The 24,633-nt window shown below is 31.4% G+C and carries 21 protein-coding genes and 1 pseudogene; 11 read left to right on the forward strand and 11 right to left on the reverse strand.

Annotation, left to right across the window (positions count from 1 at the left end; genetic code table 11):
• The 5 genes and pseudogenes from ACUSJC_RS16200 to ACUSJC_RS16220 form a co-directional block, all read right to left on the reverse strand.
• Positions 1-1,305: pseudogene (locus ACUSJC_RS16200) on the reverse strand (hypothetical protein); the annotation flags it as partial.
• Positions 1,306-1,341: 36 nt separating this feature from the next.
• Positions 1,342-2,277 carry a methionyl-tRNA formyltransferase gene (locus tag ACUSJC_RS16205; RefSeq protein WP_449270610.1) on the reverse strand — a complete coding sequence of 312 codons (936 nt, stop codon included), beginning with the start codon at positions 2,275-2,277 and terminating at the stop codon, positions 1,342-1,344.
• Position 2,278: 1 nt separating this feature from the next.
• Positions 2,279-3,427 (reverse strand): ABC transporter substrate-binding protein, encoded by a 1,149-nt coding sequence (locus ACUSJC_RS16210; RefSeq protein WP_449270611.1) that lies wholly within the window; start codon positions 3,425-3,427, stop codon positions 2,279-2,281.
• Between the two features lie 60 nt (positions 3,428-3,487).
• Complete coding sequence (locus ACUSJC_RS16215; RefSeq protein ID WP_449270612.1) at positions 3,488-4,045, reverse strand: phage tail protein; 558 nt, start codon at positions 4,043-4,045, stop codon at positions 3,488-3,490.
• 28 nt (positions 4,046-4,073) lie between these two features.
• Positions 4,074-4,631, reverse strand: coding sequence for a phage tail protein (locus tag ACUSJC_RS16220; RefSeq protein ID WP_449270613.1), 558 nt, complete (start codon positions 4,629-4,631; stop codon positions 4,074-4,076).
• Between the two features lie 156 nt (positions 4,632-4,787).
• Here ACUSJC_RS16220 and ACUSJC_RS16225 point away from each other — a divergent pair, with 156 nt between their 5' ends.
• The 4 genes from ACUSJC_RS16225 (at position 4,788) to ACUSJC_RS16240 (ending at position 7,238) form a co-directional block, all read left to right on the forward strand.
• On the forward strand, positions 4,788-5,111 hold the full coding sequence (locus ACUSJC_RS16225; protein WP_449270614.1) for a hypothetical protein: 324 nt from the start codon (positions 4,788-4,790) through the stop codon (positions 5,109-5,111).
• Between the two features lie 459 nt (positions 5,112-5,570).
• Positions 5,571-5,750 carry a hypothetical protein gene (locus ACUSJC_RS16230; protein WP_449270615.1) on the forward strand — a complete coding sequence of 60 codons (180 nt, stop codon included), beginning with the start codon at positions 5,571-5,573 and terminating at the stop codon, positions 5,748-5,750.
• Positions 5,743-6,546, forward strand: a complete 804-nt coding sequence (locus ACUSJC_RS16235) for a sensor histidine kinase (protein ID WP_449270616.1) — start codon at positions 5,743-5,745, stop codon at positions 6,544-6,546. Before ACUSJC_RS16230 ends, ACUSJC_RS16235 begins: the two co-directional genes overlap by 8 nt.
• Positions 6,547-6,551: 5 nt before the next feature.
• On the forward strand, positions 6,552-7,238 hold the full coding sequence (locus ACUSJC_RS16240; RefSeq protein ID WP_449270617.1) for a response regulator: 687 nt from the start codon (positions 6,552-6,554) through the stop codon (positions 7,236-7,238).
• Between the two features lie 40 nt (positions 7,239-7,278).
• Here ACUSJC_RS16240 and ACUSJC_RS16245 read toward each other — a convergent pair whose 3' ends face one another.
• Positions 7,279-7,671, reverse strand: coding sequence for a hypothetical protein (locus ACUSJC_RS16245; RefSeq protein ID WP_449270618.1), 393 nt, complete (start codon positions 7,669-7,671; stop codon positions 7,279-7,281).
• A gap of 166 nt (positions 7,672-7,837) precedes the next feature.
• Here ACUSJC_RS16245 and ACUSJC_RS16250 point away from each other — a divergent pair, with 166 nt between their 5' ends.
• The 7 genes from ACUSJC_RS16250 to ACUSJC_RS16280 all read left to right on the forward strand — a co-directional run bounded on the left by ACUSJC_RS16250 (position 7,838) and on the right by ACUSJC_RS16280 (position 20,160).
• Positions 7,838-9,112 (forward strand): asparagine synthetase B, encoded by a 1,275-nt coding sequence (locus ACUSJC_RS16250; protein ID WP_449270619.1) that lies wholly within the window; start codon positions 7,838-7,840, stop codon positions 9,110-9,112.
• A 1-nt stretch (position 9,113) separates the two neighbouring features.
• Positions 9,114-10,820 carry a sensor histidine kinase gene (locus ACUSJC_RS16255; protein ID WP_449270620.1) on the forward strand — a complete coding sequence of 569 codons (1,707 nt, stop codon included), beginning with the start codon at positions 9,114-9,116 and terminating at the stop codon, positions 10,818-10,820.
• Positions 10,821-11,504, forward strand: coding sequence for a LytR/AlgR family response regulator transcription factor (locus ACUSJC_RS16260; protein WP_449270621.1), 684 nt, complete (start codon positions 10,821-10,823; stop codon positions 11,502-11,504).
• 63 nt (positions 11,505-11,567) lie between these two features.
• Entirely contained in the window at positions 11,568-14,447 is a 2,880-nt protein-coding gene (locus ACUSJC_RS16265; protein ID WP_449270622.1) for a LamG-like jellyroll fold domain-containing protein, read from the forward strand.
• A gap of 110 nt (positions 14,448-14,557) precedes the next feature.
• Positions 14,558-16,561: a tetratricopeptide repeat-containing sensor histidine kinase gene (locus ACUSJC_RS16270; RefSeq protein WP_449270623.1), complete on the forward strand. Its 2,004-nt coding sequence runs from the start codon at positions 14,558-14,560 to the stop codon at positions 16,559-16,561.
• The gene (locus ACUSJC_RS16275; protein WP_449270624.1) at positions 16,554-17,279 is read left to right on the forward strand and encodes a LytR/AlgR family response regulator transcription factor; all 726 of its coding nucleotides are present in this window, start codon (positions 16,554-16,556) and stop codon (positions 17,277-17,279) included. Before ACUSJC_RS16270 ends, ACUSJC_RS16275 begins: the two co-directional genes overlap by 8 nt.
• A 376-nt stretch (positions 17,280-17,655) precedes the next feature.
• Entirely contained in the window at positions 17,656-20,160 is a 2,505-nt protein-coding gene (locus tag ACUSJC_RS16280) for a T9SS type A sorting domain-containing protein (protein WP_449270625.1), read from the forward strand.
• Between the two features lie 276 nt (positions 20,161-20,436).
• Here the strand turns inward: ACUSJC_RS16280 and ACUSJC_RS16285 are convergent, their stop codons facing one another.
• The 5 genes from ACUSJC_RS16285 to thrS all read right to left on the reverse strand — a co-directional run bounded on the left by ACUSJC_RS16285 (position 20,437) and on the right by thrS (position 24,557).
• A complete protein-coding gene (locus ACUSJC_RS16285) occupies positions 20,437-21,240 on the reverse strand; it encodes an HAD family hydrolase (RefSeq protein ID WP_449270626.1) in 804 nt (267 codons plus the stop codon).
• An 82-nt stretch (positions 21,241-21,322) separates the two neighbouring features.
• Complete coding sequence (gene rplT, locus ACUSJC_RS16290; RefSeq protein ID WP_449270627.1) at positions 21,323-21,667, reverse strand: 50S ribosomal protein L20; 345 nt, start codon at positions 21,665-21,667, stop codon at positions 21,323-21,325.
• 103 nt (positions 21,668-21,770) lie between these two features.
• Positions 21,771-21,968, reverse strand: coding sequence for a 50S ribosomal protein L35 (gene rpmI / locus ACUSJC_RS16295; protein WP_449270628.1), 198 nt, complete (start codon positions 21,966-21,968; stop codon positions 21,771-21,773).
• A gap of 65 nt (positions 21,969-22,033) precedes the next feature.
• Positions 22,034-22,588 (reverse strand): translation initiation factor IF-3, encoded by a 555-nt coding sequence (gene infC / locus ACUSJC_RS16300; protein ID WP_449270629.1) that lies wholly within the window; start codon positions 22,586-22,588, stop codon positions 22,034-22,036.
• A 28-nt stretch (positions 22,589-22,616) separates the two neighbouring features.
• Positions 22,617-24,557: a threonine--tRNA ligase gene (thrS, locus tag ACUSJC_RS16305; RefSeq protein ID WP_449270630.1), complete on the reverse strand. Its 1,941-nt coding sequence runs from the start codon at positions 24,555-24,557 to the stop codon at positions 22,617-22,619.
• Positions 24,558-24,633 lie beyond the last annotated feature (76 nt).

Consider the following 24,633-nt stretch of genomic DNA (forward strand, 5'->3'; position numbering starts at 1 on the left):
ACTACCAGCACCACCTGTTGCTACATTTACAGCAGCAGCACCGTTTGAGCCCCCATTACATGAAACATTCGTTTGAGAAGAAGGTGTAAGAGCTAAAGTTGTTGGTTCTGTTATAGTTACAGAAGTTGAAGCGCTACAGTTATTAGCATCTGTAACGATTACAGTGTATGTTCCAGCTGACAAACCAGTTGCAGTAGCCGTAGTGATTCCTGAAGGGGACCATGAATAATTAAAAGGACTAGTTCCGCCAGTAGGTGTTACAGTAGCAGCACCATTTGTTCCTCCATTGCATGCTACATTAGTTTGTGAAGATATAGAAGCTGTAAGTGCAGGATTTACATTAATAGTTATTGTTGCACAAGTTCCAGGTGTTACACAACCACCTTCGCCTCTGATATAGTATGTTGTTCCAGATCCAGTAGGGTTAACAATAAATGTTGTTCCATTTGTAGTTCCGATTAAAGAGCCACCACAAGAGCCAGTATAAACTCTCCATTCAGTAGCATCATTCAGATTGCCGGAAATATTTAAAGTACTAGGAGATCCTTCTCCACAAACTACGTTTGAAGTTGCTGTAATTGTAGGTACTGTTGGTGCTGTACAAGATGCTTCAAATAAGCGGAAGTTGTCTACAGCTATTTCTTCTGTTGCTGAACCATTTGCAAAAAGATTAAGTCTTAAATCTAAAGTAGTTCCTGTTCCTGTTAAATTTGCAGAAAACTCAGCAAAAGAATAAGTTAAAGCTGCGCCATCACCTATTAAATCTCCATTCGTATCCAAATTTAGAGTAGTAGATTGTGAACTTGAGCTTGCATAAAATCCTACAGCCTTTTGCCATGCTCCTCCGTCGATTCGATATTCGACAGCAACAAAATCTTGATTAGCTCCAAAAGATACTCCTTCCCAATTGCTTCCAAAAGAAGAATTTGCAGCAAATAAACCGGAAAAAGATAATCCTGATTTACCAGAAATATTGATGCCAGACCAAGTAACTTGTTGATTTGCAGATACACTTCCTCCGGAACAAGTAGGTCCTTGATCTACATCTTCGGCAGCCCAAAATTTGCTTCCTTGAAAAGAACTATATGATCCTGATTGTAAAGCGATACCTGTTAAATCTGCTCTTTTAAAATAAGCATTTGCAGGATTTCCTCCACACGAAAATTCTGTAATAGAAGGAGTTCTTGTTCCAGAACTTGGAGCACCTGTGTCTTCAAAAGTGTCGCTCCAAAACTGAGTTTGCGCATTTCCATTTAAACAAATAAAGGAAATGAGGAATAAGAGTAAAGTAATTTTTTGTTTCATACTATTTTTGTATTAATTTTTATACAAATATACTATTTAATTGAATGCTAAATCTATTAAATTATATTTTGTAAGTAATTGTTTTATAGTTTGTATGCCTTCTTCGGTTTGTATTATTGTAATACCTATGAGTTGATTATCTGATGTAGCAATATGAATTTCATTACCATCAACAATTTCTACAATCGTACCTGAAAAGCTATTATGATGTGGTTTATTTATTATTTTAGCATCAATTAATTTTGCAGGTTGTCCTAAAAAAGTAGTATCAGCTCCGCCATTCCATGGATTACATGCATGTATTAAAGCCACAATTTCATTTGCATCCATTCTTTTCCAATTAATATAAGTGTCTGATAAGGTTGGTTTCTCATAATAATAAGCCAAATCTTCATCTTGAACAACACTAGGGATCGAATTAGCATATTGCAACATATTAGCCATATTAAGTGCTACTTGGGCTATTCGATTACTTAACTTTACAGTTAAGCTGCCATATGTTTCAGTTTCATTGATGTTTATAGGATCATTAAAAATAATATTTCCTTCATCAAAATTGGAATTCATAAAATGTGCACAAATAGCGGTTTGTTTCTCTTGATTTTTTAAAACTTCAAAAATTGGCATTACGCCTCTATATTGTGGTAATGGACCTGGATGGAAATTAATAAATTTATCACTGCCAAAAGAGAGTACCTCTTCCGGAATCAAAAAAGGAAATGAAATGGAAAATATATAATCCGGTTTTATATGATTAATCCAATCTTTCATTTCTGCCATACTTTTTTTATTAGGGAATGATTTGAAGGCTATTTCATTTTCATTACATTCATTTTCTAATACATCTACAATAGAATCTGAGCTTTTTCCAATAGCAACTGCATATAAAAATTTTTCAAATGCCAGTAATTGTAAAGCTTTGAAAGCAAATCTACCTCCACAGAGTAATACTATTTTTATATTATTTTCCATTTTAAATACAAGTATAGCTATTATACCAAGCTGAGTTTATGTTTTCTAATTCAAGAGAAGTTAGTTTTTCAAATTCTTCTTTATAATTAGAAATGTTTTTTTCTATTTCAATTTCGCAAAAGCCATTTTTTTTAACAATTTTGGCTTCAAATAATGGGCTTAAAGTAGTATTAGTTTTAGAATCAAAAGAAACAGTACCTCTTGGACCATCAAATTCAAAATCTTTTAATCCGTTAGAGACTTCGATTATGTTGTTTTTATGAATGTCTAATAAGTTAAGTATTTTTTCAATTATGAAAGCGCTTTCCCAACTTATCAATGAAAATATATTGGGTTTTTTTTCGGATTTTTCTAAGGTTTCAATGAAGGTTTTGTTTTTTGAATTATTTATTTTTTTTGACCAAGAAATAACTCCCTTTACATTATTACTAGGAAAAACAGCTTTTTCTAACATCGATTCTTCCATGCCAAAAGGGGCTAAATAGATAGGTAAATTATGATTCTTAAAATATTTTTCAATTTCTTTAAAATACCATTGTACAAAATCACCACTAAAAAGTGACAAAAGAGCAGTATTAGGGTAAGTATTCAGATGAGACTGCAAGGGTTCCATACTAAAGTCTTCTGTTTTGTAACCTGTTGCATGATTAAAAACGATTTTTCCATTAAAATCTTCAAAACTCTTACTGATGCTATAGGTATGGAGATAACCACCATCATAATAACCTGTTATTAAAGCTCCTTCTTTAAATCCATCATTTACTGCTTTTAGAGCTGTAAGCCTAGCTCCTAAGGCATTGTGTAAAGAGTGATAGAAAATATTTGGGCAAGAAGGCCATTCATTCGGTAAATTGGCACCTGCATCTAAAACAAGTAATATTTTATTTGCTGCCAAAAATAAAGGTCTTAATAATTCTGCTGTTCTATGACCGATAAATGCTATTACAATACTAACATTTTCTTCTAATAATAATTTTTCGGCTGCTCGGTAACATTGCTGTTTATCAGCGCCAAAACCGATATTTTCTGTTATGATTTTATACTCTTTGCTTTTTAAATTTTCTAAGCCTGATTTAAGGCCTTGATAAATATCAAAGCTAATAGTTTCATAATAAGTAGATCTTGGTAAAAGAACTCCAATTTTTTGCATTTTTTATACTATTTATAAAGGAAACATTTTTAATGTTTCCTTTATTCTTAAATGATATGTTTAATTTCTACTTGGAAAAATTCCTATAGTTGCAATTGAAAAATTAATGGTTAGGTAAGGATTCATGATACTTACTGGGTAATTACTACCTGCTATATCAGTTGTTCCTGAAATTTGTGCACCACCTGTATAGGTATTTGGACTAGGTCCGTTCCCTGTATATACAGGAGAATTAGAAATAGCCGGATAGTTTCCTATTGGAGAACTTTCATCTGCGGTATCTGTTGAAGCTTTTATCATAACATGAGTATTGTTCATAGTATGTACATGTGCCGGCAAGTTTGATGAATTTAGAGTTACAGTTGTTGTACCTCCAACCTCTCCCATAGAATAGTTTGGTAATCCAGATCCTTGTCCTTGTCCAATTGGCATTCTTCCTTGTAAATCGGGAAGAGCAAAAGTGGTCTGCCCATTACCTCCGTAGGTAGTACCAATTAATGAAAACAAAGCTGTATTTTGAGCTATTGAAAGTAGTTGACCCTGACAAGTCATGTATCCTCTTGGAGGAAAGTAAAAGCCGAAAATTTTAATTTCTCCTATAAAAGGTTCTGTTGACATAATTATATATTTTAAAGTTAAACTCTAATTAATTTCTACTTGGAAAAATTCCATAAATAGCAATCGAATAATTTATAGCTAAATAAGGATTCATGATACTAAAAGGTATATTAGCGCCAGTTATATCAGTTGTTCCTGAAATTTGTGCACCACCTGTATAGGTATTTGGACTAGGTCCATTCCCTGTATATACGGGACTTAACGCTATAGCAGGAAAGTTACCGCCAGGGGCGTTTTCATCTGCTGTTCCGCTATTTGCTTGTAATTTAACCTGTACTGAGTTTAATGTATGTATATGTTGAGGCATGTTTGAACTCAAAAGCGTTGTAGTTACAGTTCCTGCCATTTGCCCTATAGTATAACTAGGTAATCCAGGTCCTTGTCCTTGCCCAATAGGCATTCTGCCTCTTAAATCAGGTAGCGCAAAAGTTGTTTGTCCGTTACCTCCATAAGTAGTCCCTAAGAGAGAAAAAAGAGCCGTGTTTTGAGCAATAGACATGATCTGTCCTGCGCATAATTGATAACTTTGAGGAGCAAAGTAAAAACCAAAAATTTTGATTTCTCCAATGAATGGTTCAGTTGACATAGTGATTAGTTTTTGTGTTTAATATACTTACAAATTTATCACTAACATAAATTGTATTTACACGTAGAAATACCTGTTTTTTTATAATAAATAGGAAATATATTTGTTTTGTAATATATTTGTCTAATACTAATCTTAATAAAACTTTGTTATTGTATGGCAAAAAACACGATTACCTTGGAAACAGCTCAAGCATGGGCAAACAGATGGAAACAAGAAGAAGGAACTTATAATAAACATAACAAGCTTAAAGCTTTTCTTGTTCCCGGAATAGACTTTCAACAAGTAATGCAAGAAGAAGGAGTTGTTAATGTAAGAGCTTATTTAGGAGTTGATGAAAATCAAGTAGAAAGATTAATGATCGTAGGAGTTGATGCAGCGGGTAATGATATGATATCTGAAGAAAAAGGATATTATATCTATGACTTTTCAGAACCATGTCCAAATACTTGTAACCAGAAGGCTCCATTTATTAGCTAAAATGGTAAATTGTTAATTGCTTTTACTTATATAGGATATCTTTTACTGGGTACAAATTTTATTTTATTTCTTTTAGGACTTAAAAAGTTTGTATCCAGATCTTATTTTATATTTACGTTTTATTTATCTGTTATTATTATAATTCAGTTCTTTACAGCCTTTTTTAAAAGAAATGGAATTAATAATTTATTTTTGTCTCATCTATATTTTATATTTCAGTTTGTCATTTTAGGTCTTTTTTATTTATCTATTCTAAAAAATAGTGTTCAAAAAAAGATTATAAAATATAGTTTGTTGATATGTCCTGCTGTTTTAATTGTTCAATATATACTAGATGTTGGTCTTTTTCTGAAGTTTAATCTTTTGGAAATATTTCTCACGTCTTTTTTGTTGATAATTTTTTCGATGTTTCATTTCTATAATATTCTGAACGAGAGAAAAACATATTATTTTATAAACATGGGAATTCTAATATATTTATTCGGTAGTACTGTTGTTTTTCTTTCAGGAAATATAATTATTGTATTAAATTCTTCAGCAGGAAAAGTAATTTGGGGACTTAACTCGGTTTTATATGCAATATATCAAGTATTAATAATGATTGAATGGTTTAATATAAAAGAAGAAATAGATGAATAATGCAGGGGCTATTAATGATAAGGAGCTAATTCTGGCTATTATTTATACGTTTATAGCATTTATTTTGATGACTATAGCAGTAGTAGTATTTGTTTATTATTCTCGAAAGAAAATTATTCAGAAAGAAATTGAGAATAAGGATATGGAGATTAAGTATCAGAAAGAGATTCTTAAAGCAATCATCTTAGCGCAAGAAGAAGAAAGAAGTAGAATTGCAAGAGATTTACATGATGATATCAGTTCAAAGTTGAATATTATCTCATTGAGTAGTTACATGTTAAATGCTGAAGATTTATCAGATAAAGAACAGAAAGAAGTAACAGCGAATATTATTAATGTCTGTGGAAAAGTATTGCAAAGTACCCGAAGGATTTCTTATGATCTGTTGCCGCCCGTTTTGGAAAATTTTGGATTAGACGTCGCGATAGAAGAATTGTGTAATAACTTTTCTATTGCAAATAAAATTCAAATAAATTATAAAAATACATGCAAACAAACTATATTTGAAGATATACCTATTAATAATCATTTACATCTTTATAGAATATTACAGGAATTAATTAATAATTCTATTCGACACGGTGATGCAAGAAAAATAGATATACAATTCACAGTTGAAGATGGAAGGCGGATTTGTGAATACATAGATAATGGAAAAGGATATGATGTAAGTGATATAAAAAAACAAAGAGGACTTGGAATAAAAAATATTGAAAGTAGAACAAGTCTCTTAAAAGGAGATTTAAAAATAGAAAGTGCTATTAACCGAGGAGTACGAGTAATTTTAAATTTCTAATAAATATGGATGCTGTAGTAAAAATAGTATTGGCAGACGATGAATTGCTTTTTAGAAAAGGCATTGCATTTTTACTTGAAAGAGAACCTAATTTTAAAATTATTTTTGAAGCCTCTAATGGAAGCGAACTCGTAGATTATTTAGAAAATAATACAGACAATTTACCTGATTTAATTCTCATTGATTTAAAAATGCCTCTGTTAAACGGGGTTGAAGCAACAAAAAAGATTCATGGTAAATTTCCGGATATAAAAATAATAGCTTTAACAAGTTACGAAACAAAATCCTTTGTTTTAAATATGATTCAGGAAGGAGCTTCTTCCTATTTGGTGAAGAATACCTCTCCTAAAGAAATGGTAAAAACGATTAATGAAGTTGTAGCTAAAGGATTTTATTACAACGATATGGTTATGGAAATTATTTATGAAGGAATATCTTCAGGAAATAAAAAAGTAAAATGCAATATCGAAGAAGACTACCTTACTTCAAGAGAGAAAGAGGTATTAAAATTAATCTGTATGCAACATAATACAAATGAGATTGCAGAAAAATTATTTATTAGTCCGAGAACGGTAGATGGACATAGGAATAATTTGCTATTAAAAACTGAAGCAAGAAATATAGCAGGTTTGGTAGTTTATGCCATTCAGAATAAAATTGTAGACATTGAACAAATCAGTCAAAAATTTTAATAAAAACAATAAGGGGCTGTGAAATCAGCCCCTTTCTTCTTTAGCTAATGAGATTTGCATGTTCGTTTTCCCAATTATCAGTAGTCTGAATTGTTGAACCGTCTTGGTTGAACATGATAGCAGCTTTCTTAATCCCTGATACTAGATCAATGTCAAGAATTACTCTAAAAATGACAACTTCTTTACCATCAATAGTGACAGTAAGCGGACTCATATCCGACATAAAAGCTAATATACCAGCTATTCCAAGAGGGTGAAGCGTTAAGTTTAAACCAGTATTCTCAATACTTTCTAACCGGGCAAGTCCCATATTTTTGTCAAAGTCCCAATTATAGCTAAAAGAGCAGTTTGGATTTTCTAAAACAGGTGTTCCTTTAATAGGTTTATTAAGTACTAAATCAAATTTTGCTTTTGAGAAAATTGTATTTAGCATAATATATTTCTTTATAATTATTCAGAAACAAAAGTGATGATTTAGTTTTGCTTTTCAATAGGTGAAAATGATAGATATAAAAATAAGGTTTAAATACCTGTTTTATTAGGTGTTTTTGCCTGTTTGCCAAACCAAATTAATCTTATTATCTTTGAATAAAAATGACATGAAAATAACTTCATTCTTTATATTTTTATGGTCTTTATTCCTTGCGGTAGAAGTTAGCGCATCCTCTATATTACTACCTATGGATGCTGAAGGACAGCAAAATCATTTGAAGGCTTATGGAATTACCTATTGGGCTTTATCCAAAGAGTATAAAGTAAGTTGGCTTTTAAATTACAAAGGAGGATCTTTTTTATTGCCTGATGCTTCAGAAATTAGAAAAGAATGCCAAATCAGAGGAGTAAGTTTTGAAGTATTATCAGATGCTGCTGCAAATTCCATTCTGGATATGATTAGCAGTCCCTCTCAAAACATGGAAACAGTAGTTTTAGAAAAAGCTCCTAAAATTGCAGTTTATACTCCAAAAGGAAAACAACCTTGGGATGATGCCGTGACAATGGTATTAACGTATGCCGAAATTCCATACACAGAAATTTATGATGCAGAGGTATTAAGTGATCAATTATTACTATACGATTGGCTGCATTTACATCATGAAGATTTTACCGGACAATATGGGAAATTTTTCGGAGCTTATCGAAATGCCCCTTGGTATATAGAACAAAAAAAACAAGCTGAAAATTTAGCGAAGAGTTTAGGCTACGAAAAAGTATCGGAAGAAAAATTAGCCGTAGCCAAAAAAATCAGAGATTACGTTATCGGTGGCGGATTTATGTTTGCTATGTGTTCGGCTACTGACAGTTTCGATATTGCCCTTGCAGCTGATGGTGTTGATATTTGTGAACCCATGTTTGATGGGGATAATAGTTCGCCAAATTACCAAGCTTCAATCAATTATAACAATAGTTTTGCGTTTAAAGATTTTGTTTTAGAACGCAGTCCGATGGTTTATGAATTTTCAGATATTGATACCACTAATGATAGAGTAAATAAAACAATTCCATTTGAACAAGATTATTTTTCTTTAATGGATTTTTCTGCGAAATGGGATCCGATTCCTACAATGTTGTGCCAGAATCATACGCAACTTATCAAAGGTTTCATGGGACAAACTACAGCATTTAGAGGAAGCTTAATAAAAAGTAATGTCCTTCGTTTAGGAGAATGTAAAATTAACGGTGAAGCCCGATACATTCACGGAACCAGAGGAAAAGGGATGTTCACTTTTTACGGAGGTCATGATCCTGAAGATTATCAGCATAGAGTAGGCGATGCTCCTACAGTATTAGATTTACACCCCAATTCTCCAGGATATCGATTGATTTTAAACAACGTTTTGTTTCCTGCAGCTAGAAAGAAAAAGCAGAAAACATAGTATGAAATTAAAATCACTTGGCATTTTTTTATTTCTTTTATCGATAATACCTGTCACAGCTCAGTTCAATCAGGATTTTCAGAAAGGTATTAGCTATTTAAAAATATCTAAAATAGATAGTGCTGTATATTTTTTTGAAAAAATTAAAAATGATACAGAACTTTCTAATGATTCCATTAAAGGAATTTATAAACTAAATTTTGGAAAAGTATTAAAGTTAAAACAGAATTATCCGGAGGCCTTAAAATTCTATGAAGAAGCTGAAGCAATCTTCAATAAATTAAAATTATATAATCTTTTAGCCGAAACCTATTTGAATATTGGAGAATTTTATAGGGCTAAATATGATTTGAATTTATCCTTGGAATATCTTAATGAAGCAAAAAAGATAATAGATAATCACCGTGTTTCACGCGAAACAGAAGCATATTTTTGGAATAGAAGAGCAGCTATTTATATTGAAAAAGAAGACAACTACTATAATTCTATACTTTGTTCTCAAAAAGTATTAAATATACTTAAAGATAAAGAGGCAAATTCTCTACAAGCCTCATCTTTAAATGAAATAGGATATGCTTATGAAAATCTTGATAATCCTATTGCTGAAAAATATTATGAACAGGCTTTAAAAATTTATAAAGAGATTAATGATGAATTGTATGAAGCCAATGTGCTAATTAACATCATTCGTTTATACGACAAACAGAATAGAGTGCAAATCACGAAAGCTTATGTTGACAGAGGGTTAGAAATTGCCCGGAAGAAGCAGTATAATATTTATCTTAAAGATTTTAGACTTTTAGAAGCAAAATATTTTGAGAGAACAGGTCATTATAAAGAAGCTCTTATTGCTTATGAAGCTTTTCATGATTTGGAAAAGGCAGATTTTATTAATAAATGGAATAAACAAATTATTGAAGCCGAACGAAAATATGAACTAGAAAAAAAAGATTCAGAATTAGAAATTAAAGAATTAAACTTAAAAAATCAGACAAACAAACTTAAAAGTTCCCGAGCCAATTTTTTTATTGTTGTAGGTATTCTTTTTTTTCTTGTAATGTTAACCTCAATGGTTCTCTATTTTTTTAGAAAAGCTAAAAAAAATAACAAAGTATTGGAAAAGTTATCAAAAGAGAATGAATTTCTTTTAAGTGAAACCAATCATAGAATCAATAATAATTTACAATTAATTACTATTTTAATTGCCGATGAACTAAGAAAAACAAATACCGATTCTGAAAATATACCGATCCGAAAGATATTAGCAAAAGTAGAAACCATAGCCATTCTTCACAGACATTTATATCAATCAGCTGATAAAAGACAGGTAAATATAAATGAATATTTAAGCGAAATAGAAGTGGTGTATGATGAGGTTTTTAAAGAGAGAAATATTGCAATAGAATTAAAAAATGATTCTGTTTTATTGAATTCAGATACGGCTATGTTTATAGGATTATTAGTTACAGAACTGATTATAAATTCTATAAAACATGCTTATCTACCGGAACAAGAAAAAACAATTTTGATTTCTATTCAAAAAGAAAAAGACATGCTTCATTTTTTATATAAAGATAATGGTGAAAAACCTAAAACTATTGAAATAAACCCTAAATTAGTGGCACAATTGTGTTTGCAATTAGAAGTAGAATTTATAATTGATGTTTCAAAAGGATTTGAAATATCTTTTTCAAAAAAGATAGGATAAATGACGAAAATACTTATAGTTGAAGATCAGGTATTGATTGCAAATCACATTAAAAATATCTTGAACGAAAATCAATATACTCAATTAGAAATTGCTTATAAAATTAATCAAGCAATAGAAAAAGTAGAATCGTTTAAACCAGATGTCGTTTTATTGGATATCAATGTCGAAGGAAGAGATACCGGAATTGATTGGGCTAAACAACATGTGAAAGAATCAAAAATTATTTTTATCACAGGTCAATCAGAACTTTCTACTTTACAAAAAGCTTTAGAGGTAAATCCGGTATCTTATTTAACGAAACCGATACGAACAATGGATCTGTTAGCAGCTATTCAATTAGCAGATTTTAAAACAAAATCAAATCAAATAATAATTAAAGATGGTTTTCATGAAATAACACTTTCTAACGATGATCTATTGTTTATTAAAAGTGATGGAAATTACATTGACCTATTTACTAATTCAAAAAAAATTACAATTCGCGAATCATTAGAAAGGTTTTATGAAAAATTAAATAAAGAACAATTTTTAAGAATTCATCGCTCAGTAGTTATTAATAAAGATAAAATTATAAGTAAAACGTCATCCAGTGTTTTTATTAATGACACTGAATTGCCTATTTCAAGAAACTACAAAAAAACATTTAGTTGTCATTCACATACAAAAATCTGTATTCTATAACATTTAAAACACTACAATTCTTTTAAAAAATATTTTTGCTTCATTAATTTTTAAATAATTAAAATGAAACAGAGGTACTTATTTTTTTTAGTGATTATTACTATATTTCTTTCGCTTTCTAAGTTAAACGGACAAATTGTTATTTCTGAAATTATGTATAATCCACCAGAATCAGGAACAGATTCTTTGGAATATATTGAATTGTACAATAGGGGGAGTGTTACTTTGAATTTACAAGATTATAACTTTTCACAAGGTGTAACATATACTTTTGGAAATATTAATTTGAATCCAGGAGAATATTTTGTTTTAGCAGGCAGTAGTTCAAAAATAGATAATTTATTTGGAATTGGAACAGCTGATGATCAGTGGGCTTCAGGAGTCTTATTAAATGGAGGAGAAACAATAGAATTGCTTGATAATCTTGGAGCACAAGTAGATATTGTTACTTATAACAATATAGCTCCTTGGCCATTAAATGCAGCAGGGTTGGGTAGTTCAATTAAATTATGCGATGTTAATTCTGATAATTCTGATCCTGTAAATTGGATTGATTCAAACGAAAGTTCTGGAGTTTTTATAAATGGTCATGAAATTAAAGGTAGCCCAGGGAGTGCAGGTGTATGTTCAACCACTCAAGCAACTCACTTGAATTTTGACGGAGCTAATGATGGAATCACAACCGCATCTAATTTAAATTTTGCAGATCAATCTTTCAGTATAGAATTTTGGGCAAGAAGAGAGACTGTGGGGGACTTTCAATACATATACTCATCTGGGACAAACTCTTCCAATAATTTTAACGCCATGTTGTTTAGATATGGAACAAATAAAATTTCGTTCTCATTTTGGTCCAATGATTTAGATTCTAATGCATCAATTACAGATAACAATTGGCATCATTATGCATGTACATATAATGCAAATACAAAATTGCAATCAATATATATTGATGGTGTTTTAGATGCAACAAGAACTTCTACTTCAAATACATCTGCAAATACAATATTGTATATTGGCTCAAATTTAAATTTAGCGACTCAACGTTTCAATGGAGATTTGGATGAATTCCGTATTTGGAATAAAGATAGAACAGCAGAACAAATTGCAGGTTCTATGAATTGTGAGTTACAGGGTAATGAATCAGGCTTATTAGCTTATTATCAATTCAATCAAGGAATAGATCAAGCCGATAATTCAACTGTTACAACTTTGACTGATGCTACTACTAATGCAAATAATGGAACATTAACGAATTTTGTATTAACTGGATCAACGTCAAACTGGTTGGCAGGTTCACCGGTAACTACTGGCTCTGTAGTTCCAAGTGCTCCAACGGTTTCTACACCTGTGGTATATTATCTAGGGGATACTGCTTCTGAATTAACAGCTACACAAGGAGCAAATGCTACTGGATTATTATGGTATACTTCAGCAACAGGTGAAACAGGAAGTACTACTGCACCAACACCTTCAACTTCTACATTAGGATCTGCTTCATACTGGGTTTCTTCAACTAATGCAAATGGTTGTGAGAGTGAAAGAGTTCAAATTATAGTAAATGTTTATTTGAGTAATGACGAATGTTCAGATGCTATAAATTTAACTGTTGGTAGTAGTTCTTTTAATGATCTTCCTGAGGATGTTTTATTGACAGGAGCAACAGGTTCTTCAAGTATTTCAAATCCAAGTTGTGGTAATTATCAAGGAGGTGATGTTTGGTATACAGTTACTGTACCGGCTTCCGGTAATTTAGTCATTGAAACTGATGGAGTTGGAATTTATGATTCAGGGATCGAAGTTTACACAGGTGTCTGTGAAACATTGAGTTTAGTTGCTTGTGATGATAATAGCGGAAATGGTAATTATTCAAAAGTATTTTTACTTGGTCAAACTCCCGGAACAGTATTTTATATTAGAGTTTGGGAGAATTTTTTGGGGGCTTCAAATGCTCAATTTCAAATCTCTGCTTATGATTATGTAGTTCCTGCTACTCACTTAAATTTTGACGGAGTTAATGATTTTGTAGAAGTTCCCAAACCTTTTACTTCTGATTTTACAATTGAATATTGGGTGAAGACTTTATCAACCGGAACTACTGGTGCACAATGGTATAATGGTCACTCAATTGTTGATAATGAAATAGGAGGAGTAACTTCCGATTTCGGTACCTCTTTAATGGGAAGCAAATTAGCATTTGGAATTGGAGGACCTGATACTACGATACTTTCAACAAGTGATATTAACAATGGAACTTGGAATCATGTAGCTGTTACATGGAAACAATCGACAGGACAAATGCAACTATACATAAATGGCGTTTTAGAAAGTACGGGTACATCAAGTACAGCAGCAAGAACAGCCGCAAATTTTATAAAGATAGGAACATCAAATAATTTTGGAAGTTACTTCAATGGAGATGTTGATGAGTTGAGAATTTGGAATGTTGTATTATCTGAAGAAGATATTGTTGCTACAAAGGATTGTGAATTACAACCTAATCAAACCAACTTATTAGCTTATTACAAGTTTAATCAAGGATTTGATCTGATTAATAATGCTTCAGTAACAACTTTAATAGATGAGATAAACTCTAACAATGGAACATTAAATAATTTTACTCTTAATGGAGCTACATCAAATTGGAAATCAGGATCAATAGTAACAACAGGTAATACTTGTCCTTTAGTTTTAGGTGCTTCAAGTTTTAGTGAAAACAAATTTGCAATGTATCCAAATCCTACAAAAGGAATATTTAGTGTGAATACTGAGGAGGCTTTAACGATTGAAATTTATGATATTGTTGGTAAGCTCGTTAAAAAACAAAAGATAGAAATAGGAACTTCAAGTTTTGATATTACAGCTTTAAACTCTGGAATGTATTTAGTTAAAACTATCAATTCAGAGAATATTTCTGAAGTATTTAAGTTAATTAAAGAATAGTTTGTTTTAATAATGGGAAAAGAGCCCTCTTAAGAAAGAGGGCTCTTTTTATTTAACCAATATTTTTAAATTAATTATAAAATATTGGTTAAAATATTTATTTTAGCTTAATGAAAAGGTTGTTTTATTTTTTTATTTTTATATTAATCTGTATTTCTAATAATTTTTTGTTAGGACAAAATCCTGTTATTGACAGTTTAAATAGAGAGTTAGCAATAGTAAAAAACCAAAAACATCTTTCTAAGATTTCTTCTGATACTCTTCAAATAAATATTCTACTATCTCTTTCAAAAGAGCTAGAAGATTCTAATACAGATGAAGCAGTTGAATTTGCTGAAAAAGCATTAAGCAAGGCTCAAAGTATAAATGCAGAAATTTTTGTCATGAAATCTAATTATTTATTAGGTAAAATCTATAATAATAAGAGTGATTTTGATTTGTCGGATAGTTATTTAAAGAAAGCACTTTCTATCTCACAGCATTTCAAGAATTATGTATATATAGGAGATAGTTATTTTTATTTGGCAAGGGGAAAATTGATACAGAACAATTTTCCTGAAGCAATGACAAACCTCAATTTAGCTCTACAAGCTTATGAAAAAATAGAGGATAAAGTAAAAAAAGCACGAGTATATAACAGTAAAGCAATTCTTTACGGAAAACAAAATCAAAAAGCATTAGAAGCGAGTTATTACAATAGAGCATTACTATTACTCGAGGGAAATACTACTGCAAATGCAAATTGGCTAAAAGACATCATTACTACAAATTTAGCTTACAGCTATTTAGAGAATAAGAAATATCAAAAAGCGTTAGATATTTTTTTAGATTCCTACCAAAAAACGGCAAGTGAAGAATCTAACCATACTGGAAATGGAGCCAGAGGAATAGGTACAGCTTATATGGAGATGGGGAAGCTAAATCTAGCTTTGGAATACTTTAAAATAGCACTTAATATTTTCGAAAAAACAGACAATAAATCAGGTCAGGGAGACATTAATCGGGAAATAGGAAATGTTTACTTTTTAAAGCAGGACTATAAATTAGCAGAAGAATTTACATTATCCGGGTTAAAAATTTCCAATCAAATTGGAGAGCTGGAATCCATTAAATTTTGTTATGAAAACTTGGCAAAGATTTACGAAAAATCAGGAAAATATAAAGAAGCTTACGAAAGTCAGAAAGGATTCCAAAAATATAGCGACTCAATGTTTAATAGTGAAATTAACAACAGAGTGTATGAATTACAAAAGCAATACGAGTTTGAACGTGAAAAAGAATTATTAGCGCAAGAACAATTGCAGAAAGAAAAAACCAGTAAAATAAGAGCGGAAAAACAGGAAACATTAATTTATATTATAGCAGTAAGTCTTATTATATTAAGTTTTCTAACAGCTGTGATCTACTACAATTCAAAAGAAAATAAAAAACAACGAAAAATTGTAGAACAACAAAAAGAGGTGATTGAAAAATCATTAAATGAAAAAGAGACTTTATTAAGAGAGATTCATCACCGTGTTAAAAACAACCTTCAGATTATTTCAAGCTTGTTAAATATGCAATCTTCTGAATTACATAGTGAAGAAGTTTATTATATGTTAAAAGAAGGGCAAAATAGAATTCAGGCTATGAGCCTAATTCATCAAAAATTATATCAATCTGAAGATATAGACAAAGTAGATATTGAAAATTATGTCTCTGATTTATCCTCTTTTTTGTCCCAAACCTATGTCGGAGATTCTCAAAATGTTGAAGTACAAATTATAGCTCATAAATGCAGATTTGATTTTGAAACAGCTGTTCCTCTCGGATTGATAATTAATGAATTAGTTTCAAATGCTTACAAACATGCTTTTGTAGATCAAAAAAATGGAATTATAAGAATAGAGATAAATACATTAGGAGATATAGATTATCAATTAAAAGTAGGTAATAACGGAAAACCTTTACCGGAAGACTTTTCACTTGAAGAACAAAAATCATTAGGGTTAAAAATAGTTTCCATACTAAGCCGTCAATTAAGAGGCAGCTTCAAAATTAATAGTACAGATGAATTCACTACTTTTGTAGTGACATTTAAGAATCTAAAATTATACAAGAAAAGAAATGATTAAAATTTTGATCGTTGAGGATGAGTTAATCATTGCTGAAGATATAAAGTCTATTCTGCAGGAACAAGGTTACCATGTAATAGGTATAGCTATGGATTATAAAGAAGCCCTCAGAATTCTAAATCAAAAAGAGAAGCCGGACTTAATTTTACTTGATGTAAACTTAAATGATAATAAAAATGGAATTGATTTAGCATATTATATCAATGAACACTATAAAATCCCATTTATCTTTGCCACTTCTTATTCAGATAGTCAAACCTTAGAAAAAGCTAAAGAAACAAAACCTGTTAGTTATTTAGTAAAACCCTTTAAAAAAGAACAATTACTATCGACTATAGAAATATCCATGTATAAAATTGATCAGAAAGACGAGAAAGATTCCGGTAATTCAGATATAGTAATAAAGGATGCCGTTTTTTTAAAAGATAAATTTAAATATACAAAAGTGTATCTGAAAGATATCCTTTGGATTAAATCAGACGGAAATTATTTGGAAATAAAAACAGGACAAAAAAAAGAAGAATTAATAAGAGCATCTCTTTCGAGCTTTATAGAAAAATTAAATAAGGATCAATTCTTCAGAACTCATAAATCATATATTGTAAACTTAAACCATATCACAAATATAGAGACCAATTCTGTATCTATAGGTGATACAAAAATCCCACTTTCTAAGCACTATTACGAAGATTTAGTTAAAAAACTAAATATCATTTAAAAGAAATCACAAATACATTAACTTTCGTAACAACTGAGGTCGATTTCAAACCTTTTTTTTGCTTATTTGCTTTAAAAGTCGTCACTTTACTATGATGCTTTTAACCAAATTACTTCAAGATGATTTACATATTCAAAAAAAAGTACATAGGAGAGAACATTTTTCTATTACTTAAAACAATAGGTTTAGTCATACTCGCAATTGTTATATTGCTCTACTTCTATTTAGTCATTCAATACATTTTATTATAAGGATAAGTGAAGGGAGATTATTGCTATTAATCAAAACCCCTTTATATGCCAAAATCCCAAGAATTTCTTGGGATTTTGTGTTTGTGTTTTTTTCAGTACTTTTAGCAAAGTTTTAATTTAGTTTTATGATGAAAAAAATACTATTCTTCGTTGGTTTTGCAATGATTAGCTTTAGCTCTATAGCCCAAATTCCAACAGTTTCAATACAAGAATCAGTTCCTATATGTAATCCGGGAGATTGTGTTGATTTGACAGCTACTTATTCTGATGTAAAAGAAACATCTAGTTATAGTGTGCAATCTATTCCGTTTAACACTCCTTTTGCTTTAACAGGAGGTACTGTTATGGATAACACGAGTGACGATAAATGGTCTCCAACTTTTAACCTCCCTTTTAATTTTTGTTTTTACGGACAAGTTTATAATAAATTATTAGTGGGGAGCAATGGTGTTATAACTTTTGATATTGCTGGAGAAGTACTGGGAGGAACGCAGTCGCCTAGTGGAATGTGTCCATTTAGTTTTTCTACATCTATTCCAAATTCCTCTTTTCCGATTAAAAATGCTATCTATGGTGTTTATCAGGATACTGATATCAGAAGTGTTCTTTTGACTAATCCTGATGTACAAAATGTCAATTATTATATAGAAGGGAATGCGCCTAATAGAATAGTTGTAGTAAATTTTAATCAGTTACCTCAATTTCAATGCAACAATTCAGTCGGCTTGCAAACCAGTCAAATTGTACTTTATGAAACGTCAAATGTTATTGAGGTTTATGTTCAAAGACGAGAAGCTTGTACTTCTTGGCAAGGTGGAGTGGGGGTAATAGGTATTCAAAATCAAGCTGGGAGTTTAGCTACAGTTCCTCCGGGTAGAAATACAGGGAATTGGTCAGCGACAAATGAAGCGTGGAGATTTTCTCCTGATGGTATAAGTAGCGGTCAAATTTCATGGTACGCAAATGAAGTGTTAATTTCAGGAAGCGAAGGGCAAAATACAATTACCGTTTGTCCAAATGACAGTACGACGTATAAAGCAGAAGTAAGTTATCCTCAATGCGATAATTCAGAAGTAGTGATTTTTGATAGTGTTGTTAAATCACCGGAATCTTTTGTTTTGAATAATGAACCTAAAGATTTAGTGTTGTGTACCACTGCTTCTGCACCTTATACTTTTGATTTGACCAAAGAAAGTGAATACATGTTGGATGGTGTAGAATCTTTCTATTATGACATAGTTTATTTCACATCTTATGATGATGCTTTTAATTACACTGATCCAATTCTTTCTCCAGAAGCTTATCTTTCCAATGGAGCAGAGGAGATTTATGTTAGAGTAGATGATTTATTTATAACTAGTTGTACACAGATAAGATCTTTTAATTTAATTGCTCAGGAATCTTTTTCAGGAACAATTAATTATCCTGTAGCTTACATATGTAATGATATACCAGGGACGTACTTACCACAGAATACGGCTCTTGCCGGCGGAACATATCAAGCAATACCTGCTGGTTTAGCAATTGATTCTATTACTGGTGAAATTTTGCCTAGCGCTAGTGCTGTAGGAACCTACAATGTATATTATCATTTAGATGCTACAGATACTTGTTCGGCCTATGATACGCCTTATTTTGTATTTTCTGTATTAGAAAGTACAGAAACACCAACTATTTTATCTAATCCTGCAACTTGTACAACAGATGGGACAAGCTTTATATCTAATTATAATCCTGCATTAGTTTATATTATTAACCCGATTGGACCATTTGTAAATGCTTCTGGGCAAATTTTAAATATGATGAATGATGTTTCTTATACAGTTATAGCAAGCAATGGTGATTGTGATTCAGCAACAAGTATTCCTTTTATGAAAGAGGAAATGTTGGCTAATTCAGTTGATCCTACAATAGCGCCAACCACAAATTGGACGGAACAAATCTTTGCAGGTAACACAGTTTCTTTATCCGATTTACAAATAGAAGGAAATAGTATAAAATGGTATGATTTAGCTGTTGAGGGAAGCGAGTTGGCAAACTCTACTTTATTGATTGATAATGTGAGTTATTTTGCCTCTCAAACCACTTGTGATATCGAAAGTACCAATAGATTAGAGATTTTAGTGAATAGAATTTCAGATGATATTCAAGTGTTAGCACCAGGAAGTACAGTAGGAGATTTAATTGCTTCTCCCTCATCTGGTAGAATTGCTAGATGGTATTTAACTGAAACTGATGAAATACCTTTAACAGATACAGAAACTTTGGTAGACGGTATTTATTATGTTGAAGAATATTCTGCTTCTGTGCGTTCATCGGCTAACGTTCAAGAATATATTTCTAATAGAGTTCCTGTTGAAGTGCAAGTTTCTGCTTTAAGCATATCAGGTTTTGAAAGTAAACCATTATTGATTTATCCCAACCCGTCAAGAGGTATTTTTACTATAAATTCGGATATGGAATTATTAAAAATTTCTATCTATGATATTTTAGGAAAAGAAATACAGAGTAGAATAATTAATAGAGGGGAAACAACTATTGATTTGACTAAATTCCAATCAGGAATCTATCTTTTAAAAGCTTTTTCTGAGTCTAAGGAACCATTTGTTTACAAAGTAATAAAACAATAAATAATCGATGCACTTGTTTTTTAACTTTTTTTTGTAGGAAATATTCATTTTTTTATTATATTTGGTATAATAAACTATAAAAATATGTCTTGTCCGAGATGCAACAGAAGTAGAGGAAACAAGAATTCTATTAAAGATTTAATTCCTACGTTAAACTATTTTAAATGCTTCAACTGTAGAAAGAAGTTTATTTGGTTTACTATGATGAACAAAACTTATTTTATACAGAAAGCTTCACTTTTAAAATAGAAATAAAAATCCCGCACTGCGGGATTTTTATTTTAAAATATTTGAATTGAGGATGTCAATTACACCATTGTCATTATTACTTTTAGCGATTTGTGTCGCAATAGCTTTTAATTTGGGATGTGCATTTTCCATAGCAATAGAAACTCCCGCTTGTTCAAACATTTCTAAATCATTCAAATAATCTCCAAAAACCAAGGTCTCTTCTTTAGAAATGTTATGCAGTTTTTGAATGTAGTTTATCGCATTTCCTTTATTAATATTAAAAGGCATAATATCAACCCAAAACTCACCTGATATTTTAACCTGCAAATCTTTTTTGAATTGTTCAAAATGTGGGTGTAAATTAGTTTCAGCACCATGAGGATTATAAATAGCGATTTTGAAAAACGAATCAGAGCTATCTTTTAATACATTATCAACTAAGAAATATTGCGAGTAAAACTCTTTGAAGTAATTGATAAATTCTTCGTGATCTTGTTCAATATATGCGCCATTTTTGCCACACAAAACAATGTAAGTATCAGGCAGAGTTCTTGCGTGTTCAATAACACCTTTTAATAAACGGATGTCAATAGCTTCTACAAATAGTTCTGTGCCGTTTTTTTTAATAAAAGCACCATTTTCAGCAATAATTGTAATATCGTCTAAAATAGGAGTGAATTTATCGGCAATACTAAAATATTGTCTGCCACTGGCAGCCATAAATAGGATGTTTTTTTCTTTTAACTTGATATATGTTTCAAAAAAAGAAGAGGCCAATTTATGGTTGGAATCTAAAAGTGTCCCATCCATATCGGAAACAATTAACTTGATATTAGAAAATCGAGGCATAATATAAAAAGGTTAAAATAAAAATCCCACTCAAAGAGCGGGATTTATTTATATAAGTAAGATAAGGTTTGACAAACGTTTATTATTTAACTTGATTCACAATAGCTGTGAAAGCCTCAGGGTGGTTCATTGCTAAGTCAGCTAAAACTTTACGGTTTAACTCGATGTTGTTAGCTTTTACTTTCCCCATGAATTGAGAATAACTCATACCGTGTAATCTTGCAGCAGCGTTAATACGCATAATCCACAATGAACGGAAATTTCTCTTTTTTTGCTTTCTGTCACGGTAAGCATAAGTCATTGCTTTTTCTACCGCGTTTTTAGCTACTGTCCAAACGTTTTTACGTCTTCCAAAGTAACCTTTGGCTTGTTTTAAAACTTTTTTTCTTCTTGCTCTTGAAGCAACATGATTTACTGATCTAGGCATAATCTTTTGAATTTTTGTAGTAAGGCGGAATATTATTTCACTTTTAACTTTTCAGTTGCCCACTCCAGGGTTATTAATAATTTTTAAAAAACCGAGATTAGAATTATACTAATCTTAATTGTTCTTTCACACTTCTTTCGTCAGCTTTGTTAACTAAAGCAGAGTGAGTTAAAGCTAATTTACGCTTTTTAGATTTTTTAGTCAAAATGTGACTTTTAAAAGCGTGCTTTCTTTTGATTTTTCCAGAACCTGTAACAACGAAACGTTTTTTAGCTCCAGATTTAGTTTTCATTTTAGGCATTTTCTTCCTGTTATTTGTTTATCTTACTTATTTTTTGTTATTCTGAACTTGCATCAGAATCTTAATTATTTTGCTTTCTTTTTTGGAGCAATATAAATAATCATACGTTTTCCTTCAAGAACCGGCATGTTTTCTACTTTTCCATACTCTTCTAAGTCTTGAGCCAAACGCAATAATAAAATCTGACCTTGCTCTTTGTAAATAATAGAACGTCCTTTGAAGAAAACAAACGCTTTTAATTTAGCACCATCTTGTAAAAACTTGATAGCATTCTTCTTCTTGAACTCATAATCGTGCTCATCCGTTTGAGGACCAAAACGAATTTCTTTCACGACAATTTGGGTCGATTTTGCTTTAAGCTCTTTATCGCGCTTCTTTTGTTGGTACAAAAACTTCCCATAATCCATTATCTTACAAACCGGCGGAGCAGCGTTTGGTGAAATTTCTACCAAATCCAATTCTTGCTCAGTTGCCATTCGTAAAGCTTCAGCAGTCTTATAGACTCCGGTTTCAATGTTGTCACCTACTAAACGCACTTCAGGCACGCGAATTTTTTCATTAATTCGGTGTGCGTCTTTCTTTTCTTCTCTAGGAGTAAAACCCCTTCTGTTGTTTCTAATTGCTATGGCTATAAATTTTTAGTTAGACTTAAAATTGTTTTAATGTTTTGTCAATTTCTTCCTGAATCAATTGGGAAAACTCTTCAATCGTCATACTTTGATTCGATTTTCCTGAATCACCATGACGTCTCACCGAAATCGTTCCGTTTTTCTCTTCTTCCTCACCTACAATCAGCATGAATGGGAACTTTTGAACTTCTGCCTCTCGGATTTTCTTCCCAATAGTTTCGTTTCTATTGTCAATTTGGGCGCGAATTTCGTGATTTTCTAGCAAATTTAAAACTTTTTGAGCATATTTTTCATATTTCTCGCTTAAAGACAAGATAATAGCTTGCTCAGGCATTAACCAAATTGGGAAATTACCTGCTGTATGTTCTAATAAAATCGCTACAAATCGTTCCATGCTTCCAAAAGGTGCACGGTGAATCATAACCGGACGGTGTAACTCATTGTCGCTTCCTTTGTAAGTCAAATCAAAACGCTCCGGTAAATTGTAATCAACCTGGATTGTTCCTAACTGCCAACTTCTGCCTAAAGCATCTTTAACCATAAAGTCTAGTTTTGGTCCGTAGAAAGCAGCTTCCCCTGATTCAATTATATAATTTAATCCTTTATCTTTTGCTGCACTGATAATTGCATTTTCTGCTTTTTCCCAGTTTTCAACGCTTCCTATATATTTATCAGGATTGTCTAAATCTCTAACTGAAACTTGAGCAGTAAAGTTTTCAAATCCTAATGATCCAAATACATATAACACTAAGTCAATTACATTTTTAAATTCAGCGTCTAATTGATCTGGTGTACAGAAAATGTGAGCATCATCTTGAGTGAAACCTCTTACACGTGTTAAACCATGTAATTCTCCTGATTGCTCATATCTATATACAGTTCCAAATTCAGCATAGCGTTTTGGTAAATCTTTATATGACCAAGGTTTTGCATTGTAAATCTCACAGTGGTGAGGGCAGTTCATTGGTTTTAGTAAAAATTCTTCTCCTTCAGCTGGCGTGTGAATCGGTTGAAAACTATCAGCACCATATTTTGCATAGTGACCAGATGTTACATATAATTCTTTTTGACCAATATGAGGAGTAACCACTTGCTCGTATCCTGCTTTTTTCTGAGCTTTTTTCAAAAATTGCTCTAAACGATCGCGTAAAGCAGCTCCTTTTGGTAGCCATAAAGGTAAACCTTGACCTACTTTTTGTGAAAAATGGAATAATTCTAATTCTTTACCTAGTTTTCTGTGGTCACGTTTTTTAGCTTCCTCTAATAATTGAAGATAATCCGTTAAATCCTTTTGTTTAGGAAACGAAATTCCATAAACACGAGTTAACTGTTTGTTTTTTTCGTCTCCTCTCCAGTAAGCACCTGCTACCGAAAGGATTTTCATGGCCTTGATAATTCCTGTATTCGGAATATGACCACCACGACACAAATCAAAGAAGTTAGAATGATCGCAAAAAGTAATCGTTCCGTCTTCTAAATTCGAAATTAATTCCGTTTTGTATTCGTTGTCCTTATATATATCTAATGCTTCTGCTTTAGAAACCGAACGCATTTTGAAATCATGTTTCTCTTTCGATATTTCTAAAACTCTATCTTCAATAGCTTTAAAGTCTGCATCAGTGAATTTCTCATCACCAAAATCAACGTCGTAGTAAAAACCGTTTGCAATAGCTGGCCCTAAAGTTAATTTAGCATTCGGATATTTTTCTTCAATAGCCTGAGCCATTACGTGTGAAGTAGAATGCCAAAAAGCTTTTTTGCCCTCGTCGTTGTTCCAAGTATATAATATAAGAGAACCATCCGTGGTCAATGGAGTAGTGGTTTCAATGGTTGTACCATTAAAAGAAGCTGAAATTACATTTCTAGCTAAGCCCTCGCTAATACTCAAGGCCACATCCATAGGAGTTGCACCTTGTGCAAACTCTTTAACCGAACCGTCTGGTAATGTTATCTTAATCATCATATTTAAATTAGAGTGCAAATATATAACATTACAAAATCACACACAATAATATATTATACGAGTATTTTAGATA

Source organism: Flavobacterium sp. U410, assembly GCF_053570605.1.